Raw genomic sequence first — 26,440 nt, forward strand, 5'->3', positions numbered from 1 at the left:
TATTTAATCTATTAACAAGGTTAGTGTAATTTGAATTAATTTTGAATTCGAAAAAAAAATTTTTCAAATTATCTATTTTCAAGAGGCTGCCAATTTCTGATTTTTGCTCCTTCATAAATTTGTGATGGTCTAAAAATTCTATTTGCTCCAAGTTGTTCTCTCCAGTGAGCCAACCAACCAGCAACTCTGGAAATTGCAAAAACTGGTGTAAACAAATCTCGAGGAATACCAAGCTTTCGATAAACAAGTCCAGAATAAAAGTCAACATTTGGGAATATACCTTTTGGTCCCAGTTTTGAAATAGCCTCCTTTTCAAGTGTTTTAGCGACTTCATACATTTCATCTTTACCAAATTCCGAGAAAAGTTCCTCTGCGAAGGCTTGTAAAATTGTTGCTCGAGGGTCTTTTACACGATATTCCCTGTGACCAAAGCCCATGATTTTCCTTTTTTTTTCAATTGCATTATTGAGAAATAGTGATGCTTTCTCAGGTATTCCAATTTCTTCTAACATTGCTATCACGTCTTCATTTGCCCCTCCATGCAGAGGACCGGCCAATGTCCCAACGGCAGAAGCTACGACAGCATAAGGATCAGTTAGTGTGCTGGCAGTTACTCTTGCGCTAAACGTACTCGCATTGAGACTATGCTCGGCATGAAGAATTAAGCATCTATCGAAAACTCTTGCTGCAAGAGGATTTGGTTCTCTCTCGGTGAGCATGTAAAGAAAATTTGATGAATAAGGTAAATCATCCTGAGGCTGAATTGGATCATCTCCCTTTCTTATTTGCTCGAAAGCAGCGACCATAGTAGGAATTTTTGCAATCAACCTCACTACTGCGTCGTAGATATATTTTGGATCATCAATTGCTCTTCGAGAATAAAAAAGACCAAGAGATGCAGCACTTGCTTGCAGAGCATCCATAGGATGCCCAGATTCTGGAAAACACTTGAGCATATCTCTAATTCGAAAGCTCACCCGTCTATGCATTTGAACATCCTCTTCAAATTTCTGAAGCTCATCTTCAGTCGGAAGTTCTCCCCATATCAAGAGAAATGCAGTTTCTAGAAAACTACTTTTTTGGGCTAGCTCAGATATTGGATATCCTCTGTAATTCAGCTTTCCTTCTGTCCCGTTGATTTCGCAAATCCCAGAGTTGGTTACCGGAACTCCTTCCAAGCCTGGCTTTAAAACCAAATTAGTTGTCTTTTGTTCGTTATCTATGGCTTTAGCTCCTCAAAATAATTTTTCTGGTCGATTGGAAAAAATAAATAATCTTCAGTTGGAACTTTATTATATAGAGTTAAGCTGTAAGTTGAATATAGCACTTTAAACTTTTTATCAAGTAATTTTTAAGTTGAGTTTAACTTTAATGAAATCTGGATAATTAATTGCAGGGACCGCAACAGATATATCAATATTCTGAGGAGGAGTTAGTTTATTTCCTAGCATTGTTTTAAATAAGATGTATGGATAGAAATTATTTAAAACTGTCTTAGTTTTTTCTTCCCCTAAATGTATCTTAAGGATATCATTAAAATCACTAATTTTATCTAATTCCTGATCATTTTCTGAGTAATTTTGTAAGTAATTTATATTATCAAAATTTGAAATAGATGATAAGTTTTGACTCCAAATGTAACTCTCTTCATCTTCTTCAATAATTGCCTCGATATTTTCTTTTAGCTCATATTTTTCATTTTCATCTGTACTTATTTTTGACCAAATCTCTAGTGTCCTGTTTTTAAAATCTATTTTTGACCTTAAAAACTTCTCGTTTTTTAGAATATCACTTACCTTTGTTTTGCTAGTATCAGATTTTTTAGTCAAAACGAACCAGTCTTTATCATTTATCCAAATCAGATTTCCTTTAGAGTTTTCAAGAATATTTTTTAAAAGATTAGAATAATTGGAAGTTGTTGATTCTTTAATAATTGAAGCTATTAACTTTTGATATGGATGACTAGAATCTTTCATGAAATATTGGTTAGGATTATCAACTATTACAAAATCTTTTGATGATTTAAATTCTTTTTTTAAATCAATTAAATTATATTTAATATCTTTGAATGGCATTTTAGTTTTAATATCATAAGATATTATTCCTTCTATATCTATTTTAAACTTATCTAAGTTTATAGAAGATATTAAACTATTAATCTCATTTGCTTGGTATAAATTTTCTTCTTCACCTATTAGATTTAAAATCTTCTTTGGAGACATTTCCAATAATAATATCCCGTCTTTAAGATTATCCTTTAATTGAATATTCTTATACTTATTTTTTGTATTTAATATATTTTGATCTAATTTTTCTATTGACGTATGAATGATTTTAGGATTGGACGCTATTAAAAGATTATCTTTATTATTTGTAAAGTAAATTGATTTATTTGAAGAAAGTGGTTTTGAAATTATTTCTGTTTTTGAAGTGCTTAATTTATTGGTTGGTCTAATACTCTCATCAATATTTTTCGAGCCTAATATAGATTCTAATTCTTCTTCGATATTTATATCTTCTTTTATTGATAAGACCATAATCCAATCATTTTCAGCTTGTTTATCTAAACCAAATACAGCAAAGCTACCATAATCTCCTACCAATTTTGAGAGGTCTTTTTCAAAATCAAGGCTAATTAATTTAAAAAAAGAATCTCTAATAAAACTTGTTTTTTTATTAACAATATTCTTGCTAACTTTATCTTGATAATTCTCGACATACTTTGGAAGTATAGCTGGATTGATTTTCCAGTGAAAAACCAGATCAGCATGAGTTGGAATATATTTCGAAGAAACTGGAGCATTAAATTGTTTTTCATTGAATTGTGTTTTTTGATTGATCTGACTATTTCGCCAGATCAATGTCCCTATGGAAATTGATAAAACTATTATTCCTAATATTAAAAAATGAGATAGACGAAATTTCATTTTTTTATTATTTGAGCGTTTGTATACTTTTTGAACTTTGACAACTGAAAGTTTAATCTTTAATTAGAATCTAAAACATGAAACAGAAGATTCCTTTAAATATATCTCCAAAAGAGTTAAATAAAATCTTAGAAGATGATTCCTCTGAAAAACCATTTATTGTAGATGTGAGGGAGGATAATGAAATAGCTATTGCTTCATTTTCATTTTCAGTATTACATCTTCCTTTGAGTAAGGCTTCAAACTGGTCAGCCAACATAGGCTCAATGTTACCGAAGAATAAGCCTGTTCTCGTTGTCTGCCATGCTGGTGTGAGAAGTCTAAATTTTGGTATTTGGCTTTTAGAAAATGAGATAGCGAATAGTGTTTGGAATCTTGTTGGGGGAATAGATGCTTGGAGTACTGATGTTGATCAATCTATTCCAAGGTATTAATAGGGTTTTTACTTTATATTTTTGATCCTAGTTTTTCAGCAACTGTATTAACGTCTTTATCTCCTCTACCAGAGCAGTTAATGACAACTTCAGAATTATGATTGAGAGTCGGACAAAGTTTTTCAAGATAGGCAAATGCATGAGCGGTCTCTAGTGCAGGGATAATACCTTCCAACTTGCTGACTAATTGCAGAGCTTCTATGGCTTCGGTGTCAGTAACAGCTGCATATTCAGCACGTCCAATTTCTTTTAAATAACTATGCTCCGGTCCAACTCCTGGATAATCGAGACCTGCGCTAATGGAATGCGCCTCCTCAACTTGCCCATCTTTGTCTTGGAGTAAGAGACTCATGGCTCCATGAAGCACTCCTATTCTTCCTTCGGTAATGGTCGCTGCATGTCGACCAGTGTCGACTCCATCCCCAGCAGCTTCAACTCCAATCATTCGCACATTTTTGTCTTCAACAAAAGAATGGAAAAGACCCATCGCATTCGATCCGCCACCAACACAAGCTAAAAGAACATCGGGAGACCTCCCAAAAGCTTGTGTGCATTGTTGCTTTGTTTCTTCCCCAATAACTGCGTGAAAATCTCTGACCAACATTGGATATGGATGTGGTCCCGCAACGGAACCGAGAATATAGTGAGTATTTTCAACATTAGTTACCCAATCTCGAATAGCTTCGCTGGTTGCATCTTTTAGTGTTGCAGTTCCAGTTGTTACTGGCTTTACTGAAGCTCCAAGCAATTGCATTCGGAAAACGTTTAAGGCTTGTCTTCGCATATCTTCTTTACCCATATAGATAATGCATTCCAATCCAAAACGAGCGCAGACTGTCGCAGTTGCAACTCCATGCTGACCAGCTCCAGTTTCAGCAATAATTCTTTTTTTCCCCATCCGTATTGCAAGAAGGGCTTGCCCAAGTGCATTATTTATTTTGTGAGCACCTGTGTGATTTAAATCTTCTCTCTTAAGCCAAATTCGTGGGCCTTTAAATGTATTTTTTCTGTAATATTCAGTTAATCTTGTAGCTTCATATAGAGGAGTGGATCTTCCGACGTAAGTTTTGAGTAAATGATTCAATTCTGAATTGAATGAAGAATCTTTCCATGCTTCTTTAGCAGCTTGCTCTAATTCAATAAGTGCAGGTATTAAAGTTTCAGGAACATATTGTCCCCCGTACCTACCAAATCGACCAAAAGCATTTGGCCTTGTTAATGGAGATAAATCCGAATCTTTATATTGAGTTTGGAGTGTACCTGTCACCTTAAATTAAGAAATAGTTACCAGCCAAAAAGTAAGAAAATGTCCAAAGGTGGCTGGAGTGAATTTAATGACCCTCTTAAGACAATAGGGAATGACACGCAAAATAGTGTTACTCCTAAAGGAAAGCGACAAGTTCGTCTAGAAAGAACTCGATCTGGAAAGAAAGGAAAACTTGTGACTGTCATTAAAGGACTGGAATTAAATCCTGTAGAGGCAAAAGTAATTCTTAAGAATTTAAAAATAGCTTGCGGAACAGGGGGAGCTTTGAAAGGTGATTTTTTAGAGTTACAAGGAGATCAAATTTCAAAAGCTCAAGATTTTCTTTTCAAGAACGGTTTTAGACCAAAACAGAGTGGAGGCTGACAATAAACTGTGTCGATCAACATGGAGAATAGTAAACAATTAGTCTGAATTCATGGAACAAAACTCTCAAAGACATCTATCAAAAGCCACCAATATAGTTTGGCACCATTCTTCAGTTGATAGAGACGCTAGATCTCAGCAAAGAGGGCATCGCAGTGCAATACTTTGGTTTACGGGTCTATCTGGTTCTGGGAAAAGCACACTAGCCAATGCAGTAAATGTAGCTCTACATAAAAATTGTTATTCAACTTATGTTTTAGATGGAGATAACATTAGACATGGTTTATGCAAAGATCTAGGATTTTCTGATCTTGATAGAGAAGAAAATATTAGAAGAATTGGCGAAGTTTCTAAACTGTTTCTTGATGCTGGGATAATTGTATTAACAGCATTTGTATCACCATTTAGAGTTGATCGAAATAATGCAAGATCATTAGTTGGAAAAGATGATTTTATAGAAATATATTGTTCAGCTGATTTAGGGGTTTGTGAAACAAGAGATACAAAAGGACTTTATGCCAAGGCAAGAAATGGAGAAATCAAGGATTTTACTGGAATATCAAGTCCTTATGAAGACCCTCTGTCTCCAGAATTGAAAATTGACACTGGAAATCTGGATATTGATAAATGTGTAGATATAGTTACTAATTTTCTTGTTAATAAAAAGATTATTTCAAAAATCTCTTATTGAATTAGTAATTAATTTCACGTTCATTACATTTTTTCAAGATACATTCCAGCTCCAATCTCTCTAAGTTTTTGATCTTTTTTTATTACAAGGTCATGCAACTCAGATCTGTAGGTTTTTAATTTGTTTGTTAATTCAGTATTATTAATTGCCAAAATTTGAGTAGCTAAAAGGCCAGCATTCAGGCCCCCTTCAATGGCAACTGTTGCCACTGGGATGCCTGAGGGCATTTGCAAGATTGAATACATAGAATCTACCCCTGAAAGCGCCTTGCTTTTGACTGGAACGCCTATTACTGGAAGGGTCGTAAGAGATGCGATCATTCCAGGTAGATGAGCAGCCCCTCCAGCCCCCGCAATTATGACTCTAAAACCATTTGATTCTGCCATCTGAGCAAAATCCATCATTTTTTTGGGAGTTCTATGAGCGGATAAAATCCTTACTTCATTAGTTATCCCAAATTTATCTAGAATTGTAATCGCAGGTTCAAGAGTTTTAAGATCTGAATCACTACCCATCACTACTGCTACTTCCTTCAATGTATAAGCTTCGGTTAAAGACAATTGTCAATTTTTATAAATCTCATTCTTAATAATGCCAATTATTTAGAAATCCTGCATTTGCTAACAGTGGAAAATGGTTTACAAAGACTTCCAAATGAAAAATTGCAGGATTCACTTTGCCTTCACATGATTGATGGAAGAAAATAATTAATAGGATTAATGATCTTTCTTCTGCCATTTGATGGCAACACCTGGTCCAAGTACGGTATTGAGTCAAAAAACAATGACTGCAAAAATTTTTACTGGAAAAAAATTCAGTCTTCACTTCGATGGAGAATGAATTCTTGTAATCAAAAGTTCTCTTGGCAGTTAGATGCGTAAGATTGGTAAGAGGTAATTATCTGATGAAATGACAACGCAAATTGAGAACAATGAAAAAGCCGAAGTCACTGAATATTTTAATGGGACAGGATTTGATAGATGGAATCGAATATATAGCGAAAGTGATGATGTAAATAAAGTTCAAAAAAATATAAGGATAGGTCACCAAAAAACAGTTGATGATGTCATTAATTGGTTGAGAGAGTACGACAATATCAAGGATAAAAGTTTCTGTGATGCTGGCTGCGGTGTTGGTAGCTTAAGTATCCCATTGGCAAAATTGGGTGCTAAATCAATTCATTTAAGTGATATTTCTGAAGCAATGATCACTGAGACGAAAAGCAGGGCAAAGGAGGCAGGCTTGGACTTCAATAAGCTGAATTTTCGAACATCTGATTTAGAGAATTTAAAAGGTTCCTTTAATACAGTTATTTGCTTAGATGTTTTCATTCATTACCCTCAACAGGAGGCTGAGACGATGGTGAAACATCTCTGCCAATTATCTGATGAAAGATTAATTGTTAGCTTTGCTCCTTACACTCCTTTACTAGCGCTTTTGAAAGGTATTGGTCAGCTATTCCCTGGACCAAGTAAAACTACTAGGGCCTACACCTTAAGGGAGTCAGGAATTATCGAAGCTGCAAAGCAATCTGGCTTTAAAGTGGTCAAAAGCAAGTTGAATCAAGCTCCTTTTTATTTCTCTAAGTTAATAGAATTTGTGAAATCTGAGTGAACTAAAATCTTTAGTTTGCAAAACACATTTAGGTAACTAAATGATTTTCAAGTGCATATCTAACTAGTTCTGTTCTACTAGAAGTGCCGGTTTTAATAAATAATCGACTCACATATTTCTCTACATTACGGATAGAAGTCTCAAGTTGTCTTGCAATTTCTTTGTTCATTAAACCTTCTGCTACTAGTTGCAAAACGCTTGCTTCTCTTGGGGTGAAGTTAGGAATCGAATCATCTTTGCGTAGGTTGTTTTTATCCCCATGGCTGAGCATGGATTTTATTTCTGTAATCTGTTTTGCCATTTGGCCAACATCAGCATTCGCAAATCTGGCTGCTTCAGTTAATAATCGTTCTTGCCGCTGAACTACATTCTTAACTCTTGCAACTAGTTCATCTGGATCAAATGGTTTTGGCATGTAGTCGTCTACACCTGCTTGATACCCCTGAGTTCTATCAGCTGTCATACCTTTAGCAGTAAGGAAAATGACAGGTGTACCTCCAAGTCTTTCATCTCCTCTAATTTTTTTTAAAAGCCCATAACCATCGCATCTAGGCATCATTACGTCACTGATAATCACATCAGGAATCATTTTTATAGCTTTTTCCCATCCCTCTTCTCCATCTACAGCGGTTGTAACTTGAAATCCTTCATCTTCAAGATAAGCCTGAACAGCAGTTCTTAACCCAGGCTCGTCATCGACAAGTAATATCCTTGGAGTTTGAGAAACTTCTTGTGTTGATGGATTGGGATCACTCATAAAATTAAACTTCTAGAGCTTTTGAAGGGATATTACCCTTTATCCCTCTCATTCTATTCAGCCTAACGATTGAATCAATGGATAATAATCACCTGATTTTTGATTTTCAGTCTTCAACACCTTGTTGTACAAAGGTTGTTGAGGAGATGGCTCCCTATTGGAACGAGTTGTGGGGTAATCCCTCTAATACTAATAATCGATCAGGTGTTTTTGCTTCAGCTGCAGTAGAAGTATCTCGTGAAAAAATAGCTTCCTATTTGAACGTCAATCCTAAAAGATTAATTTTTACGAGTGGGGCAACAGAAGCAAATAATTTGGGTTTAGTTGGACACGCAAGAGCTAAAGCACAACTGATTGGAAAACCTGGACACATAATAACTGTTTCAACAGAACATCATGCAGTCCTTGACCCGCTTAGGCAGCTTCAAAAAGAAGGGTTTCGTTTGTCAGAATTACAACCTAATAAAGAGGGTTTAATCAATATTGAACAACTTTCTGAAGCTGTTGAAAAAGATACTTTTCTGGTTAGTGTCATGGCTGCAAATAATGAGATAGGGGTTTTGCAACCTATTGGTGAAATTGGATCTTTTTGTAAGAGAAAGGGAATCGCTTTTCATACTGATGCCGCCCAAGCCCTTGGATATTTAGATTTAGACCCCGATAAATTTCGAATTGATCTGATGAGTTTGAGTGCTCACAAAATTTATGGACCTAAAGGTATTGGGGCTTTGGTGATTAGGGAAGGATTCCCTCTTGAACCATCTCAATATGGAGGAGGACAGGAGTTTGGATTAAGATCTGGCACGCTTCCTGTCCCATTAATTGTTGGCTTTGCAAAGGCAGTCGAAATAACAAAAAATGATCAGGATGGGAGGAATAAGAGACTTTTGTTTTTTAGAAACTTATTATTGAGTGGATTAAAAAAGAATATTTCTGGATTGATAGTTAATGGATCTATCGATCAAAGATTGCCTCATAATCTCAATATCACTTTCCCTGGTGTGAAGGGAAGTCAATTGCATGGTCAATTAAGAAGGTTTATTTTTTGTACTAGTGGTTCAGCTTGCAGTAATGGTGAAGCTTCTCATGTTCTAAAGGAGATAGGGCTTTGTAAAAATGATGCTGAAGCATCAATAAGGATGAGTATTGGGAGAAATACGACTGAGAAAGATATCAATAAGGCGATTGAAATTATTACAAATATAGTGATTAATCTTAGGCAATAAGTTAAGTCTATTTTAAAAATTTCTTTGCAGAAATTCTTAACTTTGCACTTTTACTTCTTGGATTTAATTCTATCTCTTCAGGGCTTGCTCTCATAGGCTTTTTAGATAGTGTTTTTAATCTATTATCAGTTTTAAAACTCGATTTTACTCTTCTATCTTCTAGTGAATGAAAACTCATCACCATAAATAATCCATCCTCCAACAACCAGTTTGGAGCTTTTAAAAGTAAACTCTCGAGAGAGACTAATTCATTGTTTACAGCTATTCTTAAAGCCTGGAAAGTTCTGGTTGAGGGATGAATTCGACCATGTCTTTGTTTGGGTGGAAAGCATCCTGCAATTGCATAAGAAAGGTCTTTGGTTCCAGAGTATGGCCCATTTTCTGCTAGATCATTTTTTATTTTTCTTGCAATACGTTTAGAGCGTTTTTCTTCTCCTAATTCATATATTAAATCAGCTAGATCTTGCTCAGAGAGAGTTTCAATAAGTTCGGCTGCACTTGAACCCTCCTCTGGGTTCATACGCATATCTATTGGACCATTTAGACGAAAGCTAAATCCCCGTGAAGGCTCATCAAGTTGATGACTACTGACTCCAAGATCCGCTAGGACGCAAATGGCTTGTTCGTGATGTGAAAAATCTGCGAAGTTTGTAGAAATTATTTCTATTCTTCTACCGAATTTAATTAATTTCTCTGATGCTGCTTTTATAGCCATTGGGTCTTGATCAAGTCCAATGATTTTGATTCCCGGGAAATTTTCGAGTATTTGAGCTGAGTGTCCCCCGCCTCCAATGGTGGCATCAATAATTAATCCTTGTTTTGTTAATTCACTTGGTAAGTCCTTAAGTGATTGAATTATTTCTTTCCCCATTACGGGGACATGTTTAAAGTTAGAACTTGAACTAATTGGCCCTTCTTTCATAAGTTTTTACTAGTATTTAAACATTGCTTTGGTTTGGCCCAATGACGCAGCTTGAAACGCGTACGGAGCCGATGGTGGTCAACTTTGGGCCACATCATCCATCAATGCATGGTGTATTGCGATTAGTAGTAACCCTTGATGGAGAGGATGTTGTTGATTGTGAACCAGTTATTGGTTACTTGCATCGAGGGATGGAGAAAATTGCTGAGAATAGAACAAACGTTATGTTTGTTCCTTACGTGAGTCGCATGGATTATGCGGCTGGTATGTTTTATGAAGCCATTGTTGTTAATGCCCCTGAGCGTTTAGCAGATATAAAGGTACCCAAGAGAGCAAGTTATATCAGAGCGATAATGCTTGAGTTGAACAGGATAGCCAACCATTTGCTATGGTTAGGCCCATTTTTGGCTGATGTCGGCGCTCAAACTCCTTTCTTTTATATTTTTAGAGAAAGAGAAATGATTTACGATTTATGGGAGGCTGCAACTGGTCAGAGATTGATTAACAATAATTATTTCCGCATTGGCGGCGTTGCATGTGATTTGCCTTGGGGGTGGTTAGAAAAATGCAAAGATTTTTGTGACTGGTTTGGTCCAAAAATTGATGAGTATGAAAAATTGATTACTAATAATCCTATTTTTCGTAGACGTATAGAAGGTTTAGGAGTTATAGGAAAAGAGCAAGCTATTAACTGGAGTCTTTCTGGCCCAATGCTTCGCGCAGCAGGTGTCCCATGGGATTTGAGAAAGGTAGATCACTATGAATGCTATGACGATTTTGAATGGGATGTTGCATGGGAGAAAGAGGGTGATTGTTATGCTAGATATAGAGTACGTATTGAAGAAATGAGACAGTCATTAAAGATATTACGACAAGCTTGTGAGATGATTCCTGGGGGGCCAACAGAAAATCTTGAGGCACAAAGAACAGTTGATGGAAAAAAAGGTGATTTGTCCGGGTTTGATTATCAATATGTAGCTAAGAAAGTTGCACCTACTTTTAAAATTCCTAATGGCGAATTATATACACGCCTTGAGTCTGGGAAAGGAGAGATAGGTGTATTTATTCAAGGCTGTAATGATGTAACTCCTTGGCGTTTTAAAATCAGAGCAGCTGACTCAAATAATTTGCAGATACTTCCTCACATACTCAAGGGAGCCAAAGTCGCTGACATCATGGCTATCTTAGGCTCAATTGATGTGATCATGGGTTCTGTTGATAGGTAAGTCTTTTGAATAAGCGTGATCCTAGAGAATGGTTGTTTTTGCAACGAACCGTTCGTTTTGGTGAGACAGATGCGGCGGGTGTAGTCCATTTTCTTCAATTATTCAAATGGTGCCATGAAGCTTGGGAAGAAAGTTTAGAAAAATATGGAATGGCTTTGAAAGATATTTTTCCTACAAATGAAATCAATACAAGCCAACTAGATGTGGCTTTACCAGTTGTTCATTGTGAAGCAAATTATTTTCAACCACTTTATGTTGGAGATACTATAAATATCGAACTGAATACAGAGAAGATAAATGAGTCTTCATTTGTCCTTCGATTAAAATTTAAAAAGGATGGAGAGCAAATCGGTACGACAAATATAAAACATGTATCGATAAATCCAATTACAAGAAAAAAATGTGCATTATCTAAGCAAATAAATTTGTGGCTTAATGAATCTATTTTGGATTTTTAGTCAATAGGTCTGTTAAAAGCTATCCAATCTTGCCATTTTTTTATTTCCCATTTTTTATTTATATTTCTTGAAAGTTTTGGACAATCGTACCAATTTAATGGTTTTTTGGATGGTTGCCAGTCCTCAATAAGATCATTCAGAAGTGAGATGATTGGAAATCTGTTGATTTCTTTCTCTTTGAATTTTGTTAAGGCAACTAAACGTTGTCCCCATTTCTTATCACTAACTCCTAGTACAAAAATGTCGTTAATTGGGATTTGATTTTTTGAGATTATTTTCATTAATTCCATTTCGATATCTTCTGGAAAAATCGTTTCACCGCCGGAATTTATAGCTGAATCTCTTCTACCTAAGATTTGTATCGCTTTTCTATTGTCGAAAGTGATGTATTGAGCTAAATCTCCTGCTTCCCACCATCCATTTGAGTCTGTAATTGATTCGAATTTATCATTTTTCCATTTTGAAGTTGCAATTCTACTGGTTTTAATTTTAAGTGAATTTCTTTTGTTGATTTCTATCTCAACATCTTCTAGAGGGAATCCAACACTATTACTACCATTTAAAAAGTCTTTAGGACTAAGACAAGTCACCATTGCAGCTGTTTCGGTGGCACCATAACAAGGAGCTAGATTAATAGACTTTCTGCGTGCTTTTTCAGCGAGTTCTACAGGGATGGATGCTCCTCCAACCCATATCACAGCAAGGGATTGAAGCCATATTAAACCATCAGTATTATCTATCAAAGATAATAATTGAGTTGGGACTAGGGATGTAATCAATGGACGTCTAAATTTATTAGTTAATGCTTCACTAAACTTCTTAAGTTGAAGTGGTTGATGCATTAAAGAAGGTGAAATCCAGTGATACTCAGATCGCCACGTGTAATGTCTCCACCAAGGCATGAATCCACTTATGTGATGTAATGGTAGTGAATTGAGAATGATGCAATCATTTGGCTTAAGTCCATGATTCTGTAACCACATTCCGGTTGATAAAGCCGAATTAGTTAGATTTTTAATTGATTGTAAACAAAGATTTGGTCCACCAATGCTCCCCCCGCTTGAAATGATTAAGCCTTCTCCTTCAGGTAACGTTATAGAAGTGGGGATTTTCGTTTGATCTGTTGGAGGTGCTAGGTATACCCAGTTATGCTTTTCAAAATTCTTCAAAATTTCTTTTGAACAGTTCAGGCTTTTTTCAGGAATACATTTTACAACTGCAACTTTGGTCATACGGCTTCCCAGACTAATTCTGGATTGTTGTTAAAGAGTGGGCCTTTGGGGCACCATCCAGGTGCAAGTCCAGGTGCACAAGGATTTCCTCCTGTGCGTTGCCTGGCAGCGAGGTGATTAACCCACCTTCTCCCAATACCAGTTTCAAAAGCTGTACTTATAACTTTTTGACTATCTTCTTGTTCTATTTCTTTTAACAGTAATCTAGGATCACCATCTAAGGCAGGGCGACGTATTTGCCAACTTCCCCATGTTTTTCGTAAATATGGGAATGCAACCAAAGATTCATCTAGTGCTATTGGAATTTGATTGGCTAATGAAAATAAACCTTCAATATCTTTTGATGGGAGTGGCTGCTCAATCCATTCCAAACGATGTTCATTTTTGAGTTCGTTAATCCATTCTTGTGCTTTTTGGCGACTCCAACCTCCATTTGGATCAATTCTAAGTTTAAAATTATTTGGTAAGATAGCTAAGATCTTTTGTAAAGTTTTCTCTTCCTTAATGTTATTGTCTAGGTTAGATACTTTCCATTTTATTGTACAAGAAGTTTTCGTGTAATTTGATTTATCTACATATTTAATTATTGACTCTAATGGATCAATATCTGTAGGTAAAAGATAAGCTGATTTTGCGACGTCAAAACCTTCAAAAATTAACTTGCTTTTAGTGAGATTTTCTAAATCTGCTAAGCAGGTTCCTAGTCCGAAAGCAAGTGCTCCTGGTAATTCACATAAATAATTTTCTATTGCATCTTTTGTCGTTTCTCTCCCAATAAATTCAAGACTTTTGATACTTTTTTGTAACTCCTTTTTCTCAATAGGTGAAACTTCTCCCCATCCGCAATTTCCATCTGAGTCTTTTATTTGCAACAATAAACCTTCCTTACTATGAATAATTCCTCGAGAGGTTATTAACTTTCTTGTTAGTTGAAATGAAAATGGCTTGATATTAATTGTTAATTTCATGATTCAACAAAATCATAAATTAATTATAAAAGAATGAGGATATAGCAAAACCTAAACTCAAGCTTAAACCATTAATTGTCTGAAAGCGTAAAGCTAAAAACTTACTGTTTTGAATACGTTCAGGTTGGTTATGATGTCTTTTAATTAATTTAATAAGATCTATACCCGAAGGAAGGCTAATTAAACTTATAAGAGTCGTTATTGGCCATATCCCAAGTAGAACAGGTAATAATTCTAATAAAAATATTAGACAAACGAACCACGGTAAAAATTCTGCCGCTCGATGAGTGCCTAAAATAACAAGGGGTGATTTTTTACCAACAGCAGCATCTTGATTGATTTGATGAAAATGCGAACAGAATAGAACCAGAGTTGTTGCAATCGCCGGACCTGCCCCAACAATCAGTGCTGTTCCCCAGGGGATGGTATGAAAATTGGATTTTGGAGAAACAACAATTAGTGCTGCAGCTGTACCAAGCGGGCCAAAGGCAATCCAACATAGGGGTTCTCCCAACCCCTTATACCCCAGCCTAAATGGTGGTCCCTGATATAAATATCCAAGGCAACAACAAATTAAGACCAAAAACAGCACTGTTATTTTACTTTTAAGAGCAAGGATAAATATGATAAATAAACCTAATAAGAGAGAAAAATATGCAACTCGACTTACAGTGGTTTTATTACCCGTTAAAGCTACTACGGAGTGGAATTTGTATTTGTCAACTCCAGTTTCATCGTCAAAAAGATCATTGGTAAGATTCTCCCAAAGCAAAATCAAGATAGAGGCAATTAGAAAACCTATGAATTGCCCCAGACGAATATTGCCGCTATTCCCTAGTACCCATGCTGCAGATAAAATTACAGGCATTATTGCGACTGAATATAACGGCCACTTTATTGCGGCTTGCCAAAGCTGTTTTTTTTTAGTTTTAGAAGACTTCACTGATAAAATAGCTCGTTCTGTTTTTTTCTTGGTTCCTTCCTTAAGACTAGGGAGCAGTTCAAGTATTGGTTTATTTGTGTTTAAAGGCTCTAATTGGATATGAATTTAGAACCTGTCTTTAGTGAGCTTTTGGTTAGTTCTCTTCGGAAATGGAGTGAACGAAAAGTTGATGAATGTATCTTGAGTATTTCTGTTCCTGTAAGTCAAGCAGACCCTTTAAGGGCATTACCTTTAATTGCTGAAAAACATCAGTTTAGATTTCTTTGGGATCTTTCTCCCGAATTGTGCATCTCTGCTGGAGGACATTGCCAATCTTTGGATTTATCTGGACCAAAGAGGTTTGAAAATGCACAAAGGTTTAGTGATGAGATTTTTACTCGATTGGTAGATACTTCTCCAAGTCCAGCATTTGCAACATCAAAGATTCTAGTTTCATTTTCTTTTTTTGATCAAATTAAGAGTAATGAAAAATCAAGTGATGATAAATTTTCCCTGCAGGCTGTCTTGCCTAAGTGGCAATTAAGTGCAAAAGATGGATTGACATGGTTGCGTTTGAATTCAGTTGCCCTAAATCCTTCAGATGTTCGTGAATCAGTAGAAAGATTATGGTCAATTCGAGAAAAGATAAATAGATCGCCAGTCCGAATTTTCTATGATGTAAATCAAAATTTCTTAGTCGATAGTTGTTCTAATGATTGGAAATCTCAATATCGAGATGCCTTGGCTAAAGGGATCGAATTAATCAATGCAGGTGATTTGGATAAGCTTGTTTTGGCTACAAGACAACGCCTTTCACTCAGGAAACCATTAGATCCGCTGAACTTACTTGCTCGTCTAAGAGTGCAGCAAACTAATAGTTGTCGATTCCTATGGCAAAAAAATCATGATGAGTCGTTTTTTGGTGCATCACCCGAGAGATTGATAAGTCTCAATCATAATCAATTACTAATCGATGCTTTAGCTGGCACTGCAAAAAAGGGTGATGATGGAAAAGAATTACTTGCATCATCGAAAGATTTAAGAGAACACCATTTTGTAGTTAACTCTATTGTCGAACAACTTTTAAGAAAAGGTGTTAAAGCAAGTTATTCTCCTCAACCAAAATTAATTACTCAAGGTCATTTAATTCATTTGCATACTCTAATTCAGGCGTGTGTCAAAGAAAAATCTCCTCTTGAATTAGTTCAAGCTCTTCATCCAACTCCTGCAGTTGCTGGATTGCCTTTGAGTTTATCTTTGAGTTGGTTACGAGCTTTGGAACCATTTGATCGTCAAACATATGCTTCTCCAATTGGATGGATAGATAAAAATCAAAATTCAGAATTTAGGGTAGCTATTCGTTATGGACATTTAAAAGGCTATGAACTTAAATTGTTTGCTGGTGCTGGCTTAGTAAAAGGCTCAACTGTTGAGGGGGAACTTCAAGAGGTGGCTTTGAAATTTGAAGTTTTAAGAAATCTGTTAAACTTAGATAGGGTTAATTGTTCAAATGATTTATAAGATAACTAATCACTTGATCTGCTAAGGGAATATTCATTAGATTTTCTACTTCTCTAATGCCAGTTGGACTCGTAACATTAATCTCACTTAGCATCCCTCCAATAACATCTATACCAACAAAAAAGAGTCCTTCATCTTGTAAAGCAGGCTTTATATGATCACATATCTCTATTTCTTTAGGAGTTAATTTAGTTATCTCAGCTTTTCCGCCTAAAGCGAGGTTGCTTCTAAAGTCTCCTTTTTTTGGACGTCTGTTAATTGCACCTAATGGCTCTCCATTAATCAAAAGTATTCTTTTATCGCCATTTATTACTTCTGGTAAAAATTGTTGCATCATCACTGGCAAATGTTCTTGTGAAGTAACCAGTTCAAGTAATGCCTCTAAGCCTGGAGCATCTTTTGCGATTCGTATAACTCCTTGCCCACCTTTTCCCCCAAGTGGCTTCAAAACAACTTCTCCGTACTCTTTTGCAAATGTAATTAATTGTTCCACCCGACTCGCCACAAGAGTGGGAGCCATTAAATCACTGAACCTTAAAGCTCCTAATTTTTCATTCCAAGCTCTCAATGATGCAGGTTTATTAATTACATTTACACCATCTCTTTCTGCAACTTCTAATAAATGAGTTGCATATAAAAAAGCCTCATCAACAGGTGGATCTTTGCGCATCCAAATGCATGAGAAATCTCTTAAGGGAAGGCTTTGCGATGAATGGACAGTGATCCATGGCTCACAATTGACTTTATTAGAAACTACCCATGCATCGTCCCCTCGGGCTTGCAGGTCCGATGGAGTACAAATCCAAACATCTATGTTGGCTCTATATGCCGCTTGCATAAGTGCTGCTGATGAATCCTTGTTAGGATTAATATTTTCAATTGGATCTAGAACAAATAGTTGCTGCATGAATCAATTTCCAATTCCAATCAGTTGATTTAATTCGTTTTTGCTCTCAAGTTCGTAGAGATCGTCGCAACCTCCAATACTTTCTCCATTAATAAAAATTTGTGGAACAGTTCTGCGACCTCCTGCTCTTTCAGACATTTTTGTTCTTGCATCATTGTCTCCATCAATAGAATATTCTTTGAACTGGACTCCTTTTTCATTGAGCAGTGCTTTTGCACGTAGGCAAAATGGGCAAAATCTCCAAGTGTATATTTCCACTGTAGGGATGCCTGAATCGTGAATTGATCTTTTCATTTATAGTTTTTGGGTTGATATGCTGATAGCTTTTAATGTATTGATTCTATTACCTCGTTTGCAAGACCTGACAGATTTTAAAAGAGACCTTTCTTTATTGACTGCTCGCCTGGGTACAGCCCAGGATTGTCTTTGACGAACCTGCATTGCTAGCTAGAAAAAAGGACTTAGAGCAAGTTGCATCGCAACCTGAATTTTGGAACGACCCCAAAAATGCACAAAAACAGATGCGTCAACTTGATGAGGTTAAAGCAGAGTTAGAAAAACTCATTGCATGGAGAGGTGCTATTGAGGACGCAAATCTTTCGTTAGAGCTGTATGACTTAGATCCTGATGAAGAAATGCTTGCGGAGGCTCACAATGGACTTGAGAAATTAAAGCAAGAACTTGAACGTTGGGAGATGGAGCGTCTCTTGAGTGGTACCTATGATAAGGAGGGTGCAGTTCTTTCAATTAATGCTGGTGCTGGCGGAACTGATGCCCAAGATTGGGCCCAAATGCTTCTTCGGATGTATACCCGGTGGGCTGAGAACAATGGTATGAAAGTAGTTGTTAATGAACTTTCTGAGGGAGAGGAAGCGGGAATCAAAAGTGTCACCATCGAAATAGAGGGTGTATACGCATATGGTTTTTTACAAAATGAAAAAGGGACCCATCGTTTAGTCAGAATCTCTCCTTTCAATGCAAATGGAAAGCGACAAACCAGTTTTGCTGGAGTTGAAGTTATGCCTAAACTTGATGAAGAGGTTGAACTTGAAATCCCTGAAAAAGATTTAGAAATCACGACAAGTCGTTCAGGTGGTGCAGGAGGACAAAATGTAAATAAAGTTGAGACTGCAGTTCGGATTCTTCATGTGCCTACGGGTATTGCCGTTCGATGTACACAAGAAAGATCTCAGCTTCAAAATAAAGATAAAGCAATGGCTCTACTAAAATCAAAATTGATGGTGATAGCAGTGGAGCAAAGGGCTGCAGAGATTGCAGATATTCGAGGGGATATTGTTGAGGCGGCATGGGGTAATCAAATTAGGAATTATGTTTTTCACCCATACCAAATGGTAAAAGACTTACGCACTGAACAAGAGACAACAGATGTAGATTCAGTCATGAATGGGGAAATAGATATTTTTATTCAGTCTCTTTTAAGGCAAAATATTGAAGAAACATAAATCAACCAGATATGAATAATAAAATTATTTCTGATGATGTCACCAAGAAAGCAACTCCACCTCCAAGTTTTGTCAAACTTGCGATGAAAAATATGGTTCGGAAAGGTAGTCAAAGTCTTTCTCACTTTGGGTTAACAGCTTTGGGTTTCCTTGGATTTATTTTATTAGTTGCTGTTCTTGGGAAACCTCATATTCCTCAATAATTTTATGGAGATTTTTTCGACTAGCTCCTCTAAATTGGATGTTGATCTTTCTTTTACACCCTTCCCGGTTCAAGATTTAGATGTCTATGTGAATAGTGAGTCTTTGGAGTTGATGAAAAATCCAAGTCAATGGATTGAGGAAATACGAAGCTGGATTAGATTCATACAAGTAAATTCAACATTGAAGTGTCCGGAAATTGTTCTAAATGCGTCTCAATTTAGCTTGGGGTTGGAATTAACTAATGATAAGAAAATTCTTGATTTGAATCATACCTGGCTAGGGCAATCAAAAAGTACAGATGTACTTTCATTCCCAATAATTGATGAAACATTGTTTGATCTCAGTAATGAATGTATTGAATTGGGTGACATAGTTATTTCAGTCCCAACAGCAATTAGACAAGCCAAAGAGAATAAAATTGATTTATTTCGAGAACTTAAATGGCTGGCAACTCATGGCCTTTTACACCTTTTGGGTTGGGACCATATTGACGAAGAAAGCCTTGAAAAAATGCTTTTGATTCAAGAGCAACTTATAGATATAAACTGTCAATGAAGCACAAATCTACTGTAGCTAGAATAACTAGCTGTTATTCTTTTAAGCAGGAATAAAAGATGATAAGAATGGTTCCTAAAACTCCTAGTGAATCTGAGAGTGAATTTTGGAGCAGGTCTAAAACGCTAACAAGGCCAAATAAAAGGTCATCATGGAAGATCGCTAAAGATCTTCCAACAAGCTTTTTATATGCAGCTAAAGGAATTGGATATGCTTTCTCGACTCAGAGGAATTTTCGGATTCATGTTGGTTTTGCATTAGGAGCGCTTGGCTTGAGCTTTTTCCTAGGCCTTAATAAAAGTGATTTAGCAATAATGTCCCTTACAGCCACTAGTGTGTTAATAGTTGAATTGCTTAATACAGCTATTGAATCTGTTGTTGATTTGGCTATTGGCAAACGATTTCATCCTCTTGCGCAAATCGCTAAAGATTGTTCAGCGGGGGCGGTTTTATTAGCTTCAATTAGTTCGGTGCTGATTGCTGTTTTATTATTATTTCCACCATTACTAAAACAGTTAGGAATTTAATGGCTTAAAAATTATGTTTTTGGTGATCGACAATTATGACAGTTTCACTTATAACCTCGTTCAATATTTGGGCGAATTAGCTTCTCAGCATCCAATTGCATCAGAAGTAAGAGTCGAACGTAATGACGCTCTGACGATCAGTGAGATTAAAGATCTAAATCCCGATGCGATTTTGTTATCTCCTGGACCAGGAGATCCTAATCAATCTGGAGTTTGTTTGGATATTTTATCTGAGTTGTCAATTGAAATACCAACTCTTGGTGTCTGTCTTGGTCATCAAGCTATTACTCAAGCGTTCGGTGGAAAAATAATTAGAGCTAAAGAATTAATGCATGGTAAAACATCAAATGTTGTGCATAGTGGCACTGGAATATTTAAAGATTTGCCTAATCCCTTAGTAGCAACTAGATACCATAGTTTAATTGCAGAGAGAGAGGGGTTTCCAGAATGCTTAGAGGTCATAGCCTGGTTAGAGGATCAAACGATTATGGGGATAACTCATAAAGATTATCCTCACATATACGGGGTACAGTTCCATCCGGAGAGTGTATTGACTGAAGCTGGTCATAAGTTACTCTCTAATTTCTTGGAGATAGCAGATGCTACCTAGATTATCTTAAGTTAAACAGACGTAATAAATAGATCTAAACTACACTTCATCGACAATCTTGAAAGCTGACCAGAATTTTTTCATCTGATCAATTGTTCCAATACTCACTCTTATAGATCCTTTTAAATTTTTTTTCTTATCCATATTTCTAATAAGAATGCCATATGACTTTAACTTTTGCTCAACTTGTTTTGGGTTTGATTTTGGCCAAAGTAGAAAATAGTTTCCTCCATCAATATGATGCTTAACGTGGTACTTGCCTAATTGATCTTTGATCCAATTACGAGCCTCAAGTACCTCGTTCACATACGAATCAATATAGGATTGATCTTTAAGGGCTGCAAAAGCAGCAACCACAGCAAAGCTATTGACGTCATAAGGACCGGTAACTTTGTTAACTATATTAACTACTGTAGAATGACCAATGGCAAACCCAATTCTTAAACTTGCCAAACCAGCAGTTTTAGAGAGCGATCTTAATACAACAAGATTAGGTGTCTTTTGGAAATTTACGATTGGTAGAACACTATCACCTGTAAACGCCTCATAAAGTTCATCGACAACAACTAAAGTTTTAGATGAAAGTTTAGTGATCTCTATAATTCTTTCTGGACTTAACCTTGTTCCGGTAGGATTGTTGGGGTTACAGATGAGTAAAATTTTTGGATGATTTTCAGTGATGAATTCGCAAATACTATTAAATGGATATTGAAAGTCTTTCCCCTTATAAGGTATTGAGTTGATTTTCATTCCTCTCATTAAAGCGCAAGGAGTGTAATATCCAAAAGTAGGCGATGTCGTTAGCATTACATCATCAAAGTCGCCATAGGCATGAAAAATAGCATTTATTGCTGCATCTACACCATTAAAAATACCAATTTCAGATGATTTTATATTAACTCTTGAATTTTGTTTCTTGAGAGTTTCTACTACTTTTTCTTTTAAACCCGAGTATTCAGGATAAATAGAGATTTCATCTCTGCTTATTTCTCTGAGAGATCTAAGTACTAGTGGGCTTGGTCCAATAGTGTTTTCATTAAAGTCTAGTCTTAGTAAATTTCGTCTTCCTTCCAGCGGTGCTGAATATGGCTGTAAATCCTCGATATCTTTCCTGGGATTTGGTAGATCAATAAATGAATTTTCTGCTTTTTCCATTACATTCTTTCCAGGGTAGGGATGCCTAGCAAACTCATCCCTAGTTTAAGTGTCTCTGCAGTGATAGAGCATAATGCAAGTCTACTAGTTCTTGAAGGTTCACTTGCTTTTAGAATAGGAACTTGATCATAGAATCTGTTAAAGATCTGACTTAATTCAAATAAATAACCGCAGAGACGATTAGGAAGCAGTTCTTTCTCGACTTCAGCGATAATACAATCAAGTTCCAATAGTTTGCGAATCAATGCCCATTCTTGTGGTTTATTGAACTGAATATTTTGATCTAATACATTTAAATCGCCGCCTTTGCGAGATATTCCTGCTATTCGTACCAATGCATAAAGTAAATATGGTGCTGTATTCCCCTGTAAAGAGAGCATCTTATCAAAACTAAATTGGTAATTAGAAACTCTATTTTGACTTAGATCCGCATACTTAATGGCTGCAATCCCAACAGTCGTAGAAACTTTATCTATAAAACTTTCATTCTCTGATCTACTTTCAGTGTTAAGACGATTTTTTAGATCTTCTCTTGCTCGTTGAATTGCTTCATCAAGAAGATCTACTAATTTAATTGTTTCTCCAGAACGAGTTTTTAACTTCTTACCATCTTCTCCTTGAACAAGACCGAAGGGGACATGCTCGATTTGACAGTCTACAGGAATCCAATTTGCAAGCTTTGCAATTTGAAAAACCCCAGAGAAATGTGATGCTTGCCCAGCATCTGTAACATAAATCAATCGGAATGCTCCATCTCCATGCGGGGGAGTAGTTAATCTATATTTAATCGCTGCTAAATCAGTAGTTGCATAATTAAAACCTCCGTCACTTTTTTGAATAATTATTGGTTGAGGTTTTCCGTCTTTTCCTACTACTCCATCCAGGAAAATACATTGAGCTCCTTGATCGTTTACTAATAAATTTTTATTTTTTAAATCATTAATAACATCTATTAAAAATTTGTTATAAAAGGATTCACCTCTTTCAGTCAGCTTGATATCAAGTCGATCGTATATCTTTTGAAACTCTTTTCTGGATTGATTGCAGAGCAATTGCCACGCTATTAGACTTTCTTGATCACCTGCTTGTAAATTAACAACCTCTTTTCTAGATTTATTTTGAAAGATTTGATCTTCATCAAATCTTTTTTTTGCTTGACGATAGAAATTTACTAGATCACTTATTTCTACGACATCTTGTGTATGTAAAGCCTCTGGTACTACCTCTTTCAGATGAGTGATGAGCATGCCAAATTGTGTACCCCAATCTCCCACATGATTGAGTCGTAGGACTTCATAACCGCAGAATTCAAGAATCCGAGCTAAAGAGTCTCCAATAATTGTTGAACGTAAGTGCCCAACATGCATTTCTTTAGCAATATTTGGGCTGGAAAAATCAATAATCACGCGATTATTGATTTTTTCATCTTCTATTTTTTCACTACTGAATTGTTTTAGAGGGACTCCTAATCTTTTATCATTTAGACGAAAATAAATTTCCGATATGAGTGTTTTTGAATTTATAGATAGGTTTATAAAACCCGGACCTGCAATGAGTGGCGGATTGCATATATTAATGAAATCATTATCTTTTTGTAGTTGATCAGCTATTTGTTGTGCAATATCACGAGGAGGTTGTTTTATTTCTTTTGCCAGTGCTAAAGCACAATTTATTTGAAAATCTCCAAATTCCGGCTTGGATGCGGGGACTAAATTAGAACCTGTAAGTATTGAAGAAGTTTTTGAACTTCTATCATCTTTTGGGAATACTTTGGTGAAAGCTCTATTGAGGGCTTCTTCTAATCTGGCGGATATTTCAAGCATGATGTTTATGCTTAGGTAGATACTTTTTAGATTTTTTTGTTTTTAGGATGTTGTCAGAAAACTTTTTATTCATTTTTTAATCAAAGCGCATACTGAAATCTATCCATTTGCTTTTAGTTATTGGAGCACTAGTTGAGATTAGATCAATACCTGTGTAAATATAATCTGACACATTATTCGGGTCGATTCCAGAAACTTCAATAACAATGTTTTGTGAGACGTATTTGGAATTACTGGTTTTTGAAAGTTGACGTAATTCTGGGACTAATTTTTCTATAGTTTGAATAGACATTTCATCGAGTAAAACTCCATCAGCGCCTGCCTCCACAGCTTCTTTTGCTTGGGAGGGAGTTTCTGCTTCGACAATTATTTTTTTTGTCCATGGAAGAGTATTTTTTAAGATTTTGATGCTCTCGCTAATTCCCTGAGACCATTCAATATGATTTTCTTTTAACATTGCAGCATCATCTAATCCAAGTCTATGATTAATTCCTCCACCGCAACGAAAAGCATATTTTTCGAATATTCTTAGCCCTGGAGTCGTTTTACGAGTGTCTGCTAATTTCACATTGGATCCTGATAGTGTCGTTACCAAGCATGCTGTCGATGTAGCAATCCCAGAAAGATGCATTGCCACATTCAGAGTTACTCGCTCTCCTGTTACTAAGGAAGAGGATGCCCCTTTTAATTCTATGAGTTTCTGATTCTTTTCAAATTTCTGACCATCCTCAATTAAAAGTTGAATATCCACTTGGGGGTCAATTTTTCTAAATATTAGTTTGACTAAATCACCTCCACAAAAAATCCCACCCTCTTTTGCGACCCAATGAGCTGATGAACTTTTGTCGTTGAGGACAAATCTTGTGAGATCTCCATCACCGAGATCTTCCTCAATCCAGGTGTCTAATATTTTATGTAGCTTTGGTGAGCGAAGATCCACAATACATCAAATACATTTATTACTATACCAACGCTAAAACCATTTAAAAAAATATCTGTTTTTATTTTTTAAATACATCGACTTATCTTGGCCTGAAATATCTTAAAGAAAATAGAAATTTTTCAAAATTTTTTCTTTGTGGTATGCGAACAATATGCTTTAATAATTTTACCGACTGCTTGGATCAAGTGGATGTAGTTCATAGTGTTAATATTATGGTAGCTCTATTGATTGGAGGAGTTTGCTATTACTTATATTATATTTTTACAATCGACAATAATTAGTACATACAAATTGCTTGATTACTTACCAATACAGAATTTTGAAAATATATTATCAAGTAAACTCTCTGTTAAATCCTCACCTGTTAATTCACCTAAATAATTAATAGCTTGTCTTAAATCAATCGTCCAGAAATCCCATGGGAGGTTTTCATCAAAAACCTGATCAATATTTTCTAGTGATTTCATAGTTAACTTTGCAAGATCAAGTTGTCTTTCATTTAGAGCAATATCTAAACCATGAGCTTGAGAAGAACCACACATTTTTAATAGGTAATTGATTAAATTTTCTTCTCCATTGCCGGTTTTTGCACTTATGATCACTAGATTCTCTTTTCCTAATTGCTCTTTTCGAACTTTGTTAAAAGTATAATTCTTCTTTAAATCAGATTTATTTCCAACAATTAAGAGTGGAATATTTGTGGGTAACTGTTTTAGTATTATTTCATCATCGTTAGTCCATCCTTTTGAATAATCAAAGATTAATATGATGAGATCAGCTTGAACTAAAGTTTTTTTAGTTCTTGAAATACCAATTCTTTCGATGATATTTTCAGTTTCTCTTAGGCCTGCTGTGTCAATAAAAGTTACTGGTATTCCCTCTAGTACTATTTCACTTTCCAAAAGGTCTCTCGTCGTTCCAGGTAGGTCAGTAACAATCGCTTTTTCTTGCTTGCAGAGCCTATTCATTAAGGAGCTTTTCCCTACATTAGGTTTCCCGGTTAATGCAACTTTTAAGCCAGTGCGAACCCAGCATCCTCTTTGAGCATTATCAATTAGTTCGCTAAGATCTTTTTTAATTGCGAGAATTTCATTTTTTACATTTTTTTCATCTAAGTTTGGAAGATCCTCCTCAAAATCTATTCTTGCTTCAATTTCAGTTAGTTGTTCTATCAGTCTTTTCCTGATTGATTGGATCGTAGTTTGAATATTTCCTTCAATTCCATTAATCGCTAGTTCTGCAGCTTTCCGACTTCTTGCTGACACTAATTCGCTAATTGATTCTGCTTGAGTCAGGCTTATACGACCATTTAGTACCGCTCTTTGGCTAAACTCTCCTGGCTCTGCTCTTCGAACGTTTTTATTGTCAAGTACTCTTTCCAGGATCTTCTGGACTGCAATGATTCCACCATGGCAATGAATTTCCACCACATCTTCACCTGTAAAGCTTCGCGGCCCTTTCATTATTAATATGAGTACTTCATCGATATATATTTTTTGATTTAATTCGGTTACATATCCGTAAAGCACTTGGTGAGTTCCCCAATCATGCTTTCCAGGAATATGAACAATAGTCTTAGTTATCTCAATTGCTGTGGAGCCAGAGATCCTAATGACAGCGATGCTTCCCTGGCCGGGAGAAACGGCAGTTGCAATTGCAGCAATTGTATCCTCAGTAGGGGAAAACGAATTCATGAAGCAATAATCATGCAATCTTCACTAATAT

At 35.9% G+C, this 26,440-nt stretch carries 28 protein-coding genes; 13 read left to right on the top strand and 15 right to left on the bottom strand.

Going from position 1 to position 26,440, the window contains the following annotated elements; all coding sequences use genetic code 11:
• Positions 1-68: 68 nt before the first annotated feature.
• The gene (locus tag AC6EIY_RS09065; protein ID WP_498506596.1) at positions 69-1,196 is read right to left on the bottom strand and encodes a citrate synthase; all 1,128 of its coding nucleotides are present in this window, start codon (positions 1,194-1,196) and stop codon (positions 69-71) included.
• 144 nt (positions 1,197-1,340) lie between these two features.
• Positions 1,341-2,927: a DUF3352 domain-containing protein gene (locus AC6EIY_RS09070; RefSeq protein ID WP_498506597.1), complete on the bottom strand. Its 1,587-nt coding sequence runs from the start codon at positions 2,925-2,927 to the stop codon at positions 1,341-1,343.
• 77 nt (positions 2,928-3,004) lie between these two features.
• Here AC6EIY_RS09070 and AC6EIY_RS09075 point away from each other — a divergent pair, with 77 nt between their 5' ends.
• Positions 3,005-3,361, top strand: coding sequence for a rhodanese-like domain-containing protein (locus AC6EIY_RS09075; RefSeq protein WP_498506598.1), 357 nt, complete (start codon positions 3,005-3,007; stop codon positions 3,359-3,361).
• Positions 3,362-3,374: 13 nt separating this feature from the next.
• On the opposite strand, the gene trpB is transcribed toward AC6EIY_RS09075, so the two are convergent.
• The gene (gene trpB / locus AC6EIY_RS09080) at positions 3,375-4,628 is read right to left on the bottom strand and encodes a tryptophan synthase subunit beta (protein ID WP_498506599.1); all 1,254 of its coding nucleotides are present in this window, start codon (positions 4,626-4,628) and stop codon (positions 3,375-3,377) included.
• Between the two features lie 39 nt (positions 4,629-4,667).
• Here trpB and AC6EIY_RS09085 point away from each other — a divergent pair, with 39 nt between their 5' ends.
• Together AC6EIY_RS09085 and cysC are read left to right on the top strand one after the other, a co-directional pair.
• A complete protein-coding gene (locus AC6EIY_RS09085; RefSeq protein ID WP_498506600.1) occupies positions 4,668-4,991 on the top strand; it encodes a translation initiation factor in 324 nt (107 codons plus the stop codon).
• Positions 4,992-5,043: 52 nt separating this feature from the next.
• Positions 5,044-5,682, top strand: a complete 639-nt coding sequence (gene cysC / locus AC6EIY_RS09090) for an adenylyl-sulfate kinase (RefSeq protein WP_498506601.1) — start codon at positions 5,044-5,046, stop codon at positions 5,680-5,682.
• Between the two features lie 23 nt (positions 5,683-5,705).
• Here the strand turns inward: cysC and purE are convergent, their stop codons facing one another.
• Entirely contained in the window at positions 5,706-6,242 is a 537-nt protein-coding gene (gene purE, locus AC6EIY_RS09095; protein WP_498506602.1) for a 5-(carboxyamino)imidazole ribonucleotide mutase, read from the bottom strand.
• Between the two features lie 349 nt (positions 6,243-6,591).
• On the opposite strand from purE, the gene bchM reads away from it, so the two are divergent.
• Positions 6,592-7,296: a magnesium protoporphyrin IX methyltransferase gene (gene bchM, locus AC6EIY_RS09100; RefSeq protein ID WP_498506603.1), complete on the top strand. Its 705-nt coding sequence runs from the start codon at positions 6,592-6,594 to the stop codon at positions 7,294-7,296.
• Between the two features lie 28 nt (positions 7,297-7,324).
• Here the strand turns inward: bchM and AC6EIY_RS09105 are convergent, their stop codons facing one another.
• Positions 7,325-8,053 (bottom strand): response regulator transcription factor, encoded by a 729-nt coding sequence (locus tag AC6EIY_RS09105; protein ID WP_498506604.1) that lies wholly within the window; start codon positions 8,051-8,053, stop codon positions 7,325-7,327.
• Positions 8,054-8,130: 77 nt separating this feature from the next.
• On the opposite strand from AC6EIY_RS09105, the gene AC6EIY_RS09110 reads away from it, so the two are divergent.
• Positions 8,131-9,279, top strand: a complete 1,149-nt coding sequence (locus AC6EIY_RS09110; protein WP_498506605.1) for a cysteine desulfurase family protein — start codon at positions 8,131-8,133, stop codon at positions 9,277-9,279.
• 7 nt (positions 9,280-9,286) lie between these two features.
• Here the strand turns inward: AC6EIY_RS09110 and rsmH are convergent, their stop codons facing one another.
• Positions 9,287-10,201 (bottom strand): 16S rRNA (cytosine(1402)-N(4))-methyltransferase RsmH, encoded by a 915-nt coding sequence (gene rsmH, locus AC6EIY_RS09115; RefSeq protein ID WP_498506606.1) that lies wholly within the window; start codon positions 10,199-10,201, stop codon positions 9,287-9,289.
• A 41-nt stretch (positions 10,202-10,242) separates the two neighbouring features.
• Between rsmH and AC6EIY_RS09120 the strand changes: the two genes are divergently transcribed.
• Together AC6EIY_RS09120 and AC6EIY_RS09125 are read left to right on the top strand one after the other, a co-directional pair.
• Complete coding sequence (locus AC6EIY_RS09120; RefSeq protein WP_498506607.1) at positions 10,243-11,427, top strand: NAD(P)H-quinone oxidoreductase subunit H; 1,185 nt, start codon at positions 10,243-10,245, stop codon at positions 11,425-11,427.
• Between the two features lie 5 nt (positions 11,428-11,432).
• Positions 11,433-11,885 carry an acyl-CoA thioesterase gene (locus AC6EIY_RS09125; RefSeq protein WP_498506608.1) on the top strand — a complete coding sequence of 151 codons (453 nt, stop codon included), beginning with the start codon at positions 11,433-11,435 and terminating at the stop codon, positions 11,883-11,885.
• On the opposite strand, the gene AC6EIY_RS09130 is transcribed toward AC6EIY_RS09125, so the two are convergent.
• Genes AC6EIY_RS09130 through menA form a run of 3 tightly spaced genes read right to left on the bottom strand, consistent with a single transcriptional unit; the run spans position 11,882 to position 15,028 of the window.
• Positions 11,882-13,117 carry an AMP-binding protein gene (locus AC6EIY_RS09130; protein WP_498506609.1) on the bottom strand — a complete coding sequence of 412 codons (1,236 nt, stop codon included), beginning with the start codon at positions 13,115-13,117 and terminating at the stop codon, positions 11,882-11,884. The two genes, AC6EIY_RS09125 and AC6EIY_RS09130, sit on opposite strands and share 4 nt — an antisense overlap.
• On the bottom strand, positions 13,114-14,085 hold the full coding sequence (locus AC6EIY_RS09135; RefSeq protein ID WP_498506610.1) for an o-succinylbenzoate synthase: 972 nt from the start codon (positions 14,083-14,085) through the stop codon (positions 13,114-13,116). Before AC6EIY_RS09135 ends, AC6EIY_RS09130 begins: the two co-directional genes overlap by 4 nt.
• 19 nt (positions 14,086-14,104) lie before the next feature.
• Complete coding sequence (gene menA / locus AC6EIY_RS09140; protein WP_498506611.1) at positions 14,105-15,028, bottom strand: 2-carboxy-1,4-naphthoquinone phytyltransferase; 924 nt, start codon at positions 15,026-15,028, stop codon at positions 14,105-14,107.
• A 99-nt stretch (positions 15,029-15,127) separates the two neighbouring features.
• Here menA and AC6EIY_RS09145 point away from each other — a divergent pair, with 99 nt between their 5' ends.
• Positions 15,128-16,528: an isochorismate synthase gene (locus AC6EIY_RS09145; protein WP_498506612.1), complete on the top strand. Its 1,401-nt coding sequence runs from the start codon at positions 15,128-15,130 to the stop codon at positions 16,526-16,528.
• On the opposite strand, the gene gshB is transcribed toward AC6EIY_RS09145, so the two are convergent.
• A complete protein-coding gene (gene gshB, locus AC6EIY_RS09150) occupies positions 16,506-17,435 on the bottom strand; it encodes a glutathione synthase (protein WP_498506613.1) in 930 nt (309 codons plus the stop codon). The genes AC6EIY_RS09145 and gshB overlap by 23 nt on opposite strands.
• A gap of 3 nt (positions 17,436-17,438) precedes the next feature.
• A complete protein-coding gene (gene grxC, locus AC6EIY_RS09155) occupies positions 17,439-17,729 on the bottom strand; it encodes a glutaredoxin 3 (RefSeq protein ID WP_498506614.1) in 291 nt (96 codons plus the stop codon).
• A gap of 58 nt (positions 17,730-17,787) precedes the next feature.
• Here grxC and prfB point away from each other — a divergent pair.
• From prfB to AC6EIY_RS09180, 5 genes are all read left to right on the top strand, one after another.
• Positions 17,788-18,898, top strand: a protein-coding gene (gene prfB, locus AC6EIY_RS09160) for a peptide chain release factor 2 (RefSeq protein WP_498508200.1) whose coding sequence is annotated in 2 segments (ribosomal slippage) — positions 17,788-17,862 and positions 17,864-18,898 — 1,110 coding nt in all. Because the reading frame shifts where the segments join, the coding sequence is not laid out codon by codon here.
• Positions 18,899-18,909: 11 nt separating this feature from the next.
• Positions 18,910-19,101 carry a DUF3285 domain-containing protein gene (locus AC6EIY_RS09165; protein WP_011294182.1) on the top strand — a complete coding sequence of 64 codons (192 nt, stop codon included), beginning with the start codon at positions 18,910-18,912 and terminating at the stop codon, positions 19,099-19,101.
• Positions 19,102-19,105: 4 nt separating this feature from the next.
• The gene (gene ybeY / locus AC6EIY_RS09170; RefSeq protein WP_498506615.1) at positions 19,106-19,657 is read left to right on the top strand and encodes an rRNA maturation RNase YbeY; all 552 of its coding nucleotides are present in this window, start codon (positions 19,106-19,108) and stop codon (positions 19,655-19,657) included.
• Positions 19,658-19,725: 68 nt separating this feature from the next.
• Positions 19,726-20,184 (top strand): diacylglycerol kinase family protein, encoded by a 459-nt coding sequence (locus AC6EIY_RS09175; protein ID WP_498506616.1) that lies wholly within the window; start codon positions 19,726-19,728, stop codon positions 20,182-20,184.
• A gap of 13 nt (positions 20,185-20,197) precedes the next feature.
• A complete protein-coding gene (locus tag AC6EIY_RS09180) occupies positions 20,198-20,794 on the top strand; it encodes an anthranilate synthase component II (protein ID WP_498506617.1) in 597 nt (198 codons plus the stop codon).
• Between the two features lie 39 nt (positions 20,795-20,833).
• Here the strand turns inward: AC6EIY_RS09180 and AC6EIY_RS09185 are convergent, their stop codons facing one another.
• The 4 genes from AC6EIY_RS09185 to mnmE all read right to left on the bottom strand — a co-directional run bounded on the left by AC6EIY_RS09185 (position 20,834) and on the right by mnmE (position 26,409).
• The gene (locus tag AC6EIY_RS09185; RefSeq protein ID WP_498506618.1) at positions 20,834-21,949 is read right to left on the bottom strand and encodes a pyridoxal phosphate-dependent aminotransferase; all 1,116 of its coding nucleotides are present in this window, start codon (positions 21,947-21,949) and stop codon (positions 20,834-20,836) included.
• A complete protein-coding gene (gene argS / locus AC6EIY_RS09190; protein ID WP_498506619.1) occupies positions 21,949-23,772 on the bottom strand; it encodes an arginine--tRNA ligase in 1,824 nt (607 codons plus the stop codon). The genes AC6EIY_RS09185 and argS overlap by 1 nt, the downstream gene beginning before the upstream one ends.
• A 76-nt stretch (positions 23,773-23,848) precedes the next feature.
• Positions 23,849-24,712, bottom strand: coding sequence for a carboxylating nicotinate-nucleotide diphosphorylase (nadC, locus tag AC6EIY_RS09195; protein ID WP_498506620.1), 864 nt, complete (start codon positions 24,710-24,712; stop codon positions 23,849-23,851).
• A 302-nt stretch (positions 24,713-25,014) separates the two neighbouring features.
• On the bottom strand, positions 25,015-26,409 hold the full coding sequence (mnmE, locus tag AC6EIY_RS09200; protein ID WP_498506621.1) for a tRNA uridine-5-carboxymethylaminomethyl(34) synthesis GTPase MnmE: 1,395 nt from the start codon (positions 26,407-26,409) through the stop codon (positions 25,015-25,017).
• Between the last annotated feature and the right edge of the window lie 31 nt (positions 26,410-26,440).

The organism is Prochlorococcus sp. MIT2304 (assembly GCF_059772405.1).

Excerpts from the sequence above, each read along its gene's own strand:
- bchM (WP_498506603.1), top strand. The coding sequence starts at position 6,592 with ATGACAACGCAAATTGAGAACAATGAAAAAGCCGAAGTCACTGAATAT.
- grxC (WP_498506614.1), bottom strand. The coding sequence starts at position 17,729 with ATGAAAAGATCAATTCACGATTCAGGCATCCCTACAGTGGAAATATAC.
- argS (WP_498506619.1), bottom strand. The coding sequence starts at position 23,772 with ATGCTTGAAATATCCGCCAGATTAGAAGAAGCCCTCAATAGAGCTTTC.
- ybeY (WP_498506615.1), top strand. The coding sequence starts at position 19,106 with ATGGAGATTTTTTCGACTAGCTCCTCTAAATTGGATGTTGATCTTTCT.
- AC6EIY_RS09070 (WP_498506597.1), bottom strand. The coding sequence starts at position 2,927 with ATGAAATTTCGTCTATCTCATTTTTTAATATTAGGAATAATAGTTTTA.
- AC6EIY_RS09135 (WP_498506610.1), bottom strand. The coding sequence starts at position 14,085 with ATGAAATTAACAATTAATATCAAGCCATTTTCATTTCAACTAACAAGA.
- mnmE (WP_498506621.1), bottom strand. The coding sequence starts at position 26,409 with ATGAATTCGTTTTCCCCTACTGAGGATACAATTGCTGCAATTGCAACT.
- AC6EIY_RS09130 (WP_498506609.1), bottom strand. The coding sequence starts at position 13,117 with ATGACCAAAGTTGCAGTTGTAAAATGTATTCCTGAAAAAAGCCTGAAC.
- AC6EIY_RS09105 (WP_498506604.1), bottom strand. The coding sequence starts at position 8,053 with ATGAGTGATCCCAATCCATCAACACAAGAAGTTTCTCAAACTCCAAGG.
- AC6EIY_RS09120 (WP_498506607.1), top strand. The coding sequence starts at position 10,243 with ATGACGCAGCTTGAAACGCGTACGGAGCCGATGGTGGTCAACTTTGGG.
- gshB (WP_498506613.1), bottom strand. The coding sequence starts at position 17,435 with ATGCAGCAACTATTTGTTCTAGATCCAATTGAAAATATTAATCCTAAC.
- AC6EIY_RS09175 (WP_498506616.1), top strand. The coding sequence starts at position 19,726 with ATGGTTCCTAAAACTCCTAGTGAATCTGAGAGTGAATTTTGGAGCAGG.
- AC6EIY_RS09110 (WP_498506605.1), top strand. The coding sequence starts at position 8,131 with ATGGATAATAATCACCTGATTTTTGATTTTCAGTCTTCAACACCTTGT.
- AC6EIY_RS09185 (WP_498506618.1), bottom strand. The coding sequence starts at position 21,949 with ATGGAAAAAGCAGAAAATTCATTTATTGATCTACCAAATCCCAGGAAA.
- AC6EIY_RS09145 (WP_498506612.1), top strand. The coding sequence starts at position 15,128 with ATGAATTTAGAACCTGTCTTTAGTGAGCTTTTGGTTAGTTCTCTTCGG.
- AC6EIY_RS09075 (WP_498506598.1), top strand. The coding sequence starts at position 3,005 with ATGAAACAGAAGATTCCTTTAAATATATCTCCAAAAGAGTTAAATAAA.
- rsmH (WP_498506606.1), bottom strand. The coding sequence starts at position 10,201 with ATGAAAGAAGGGCCAATTAGTTCAAGTTCTAACTTTAAACATGTCCCC.
- AC6EIY_RS09180 (WP_498506617.1), top strand. The coding sequence starts at position 20,198 with ATGTTTTTGGTGATCGACAATTATGACAGTTTCACTTATAACCTCGTT.
- cysC (WP_498506601.1), top strand. The coding sequence starts at position 5,044 with ATGGAACAAAACTCTCAAAGACATCTATCAAAAGCCACCAATATAGTT.
- AC6EIY_RS09165 (WP_011294182.1), top strand. The coding sequence starts at position 18,910 with ATGAATAATAAAATTATTTCTGATGATGTCACCAAGAAAGCAACTCCA.
- AC6EIY_RS09085 (WP_498506600.1), top strand. The coding sequence starts at position 4,668 with ATGTCCAAAGGTGGCTGGAGTGAATTTAATGACCCTCTTAAGACAATA.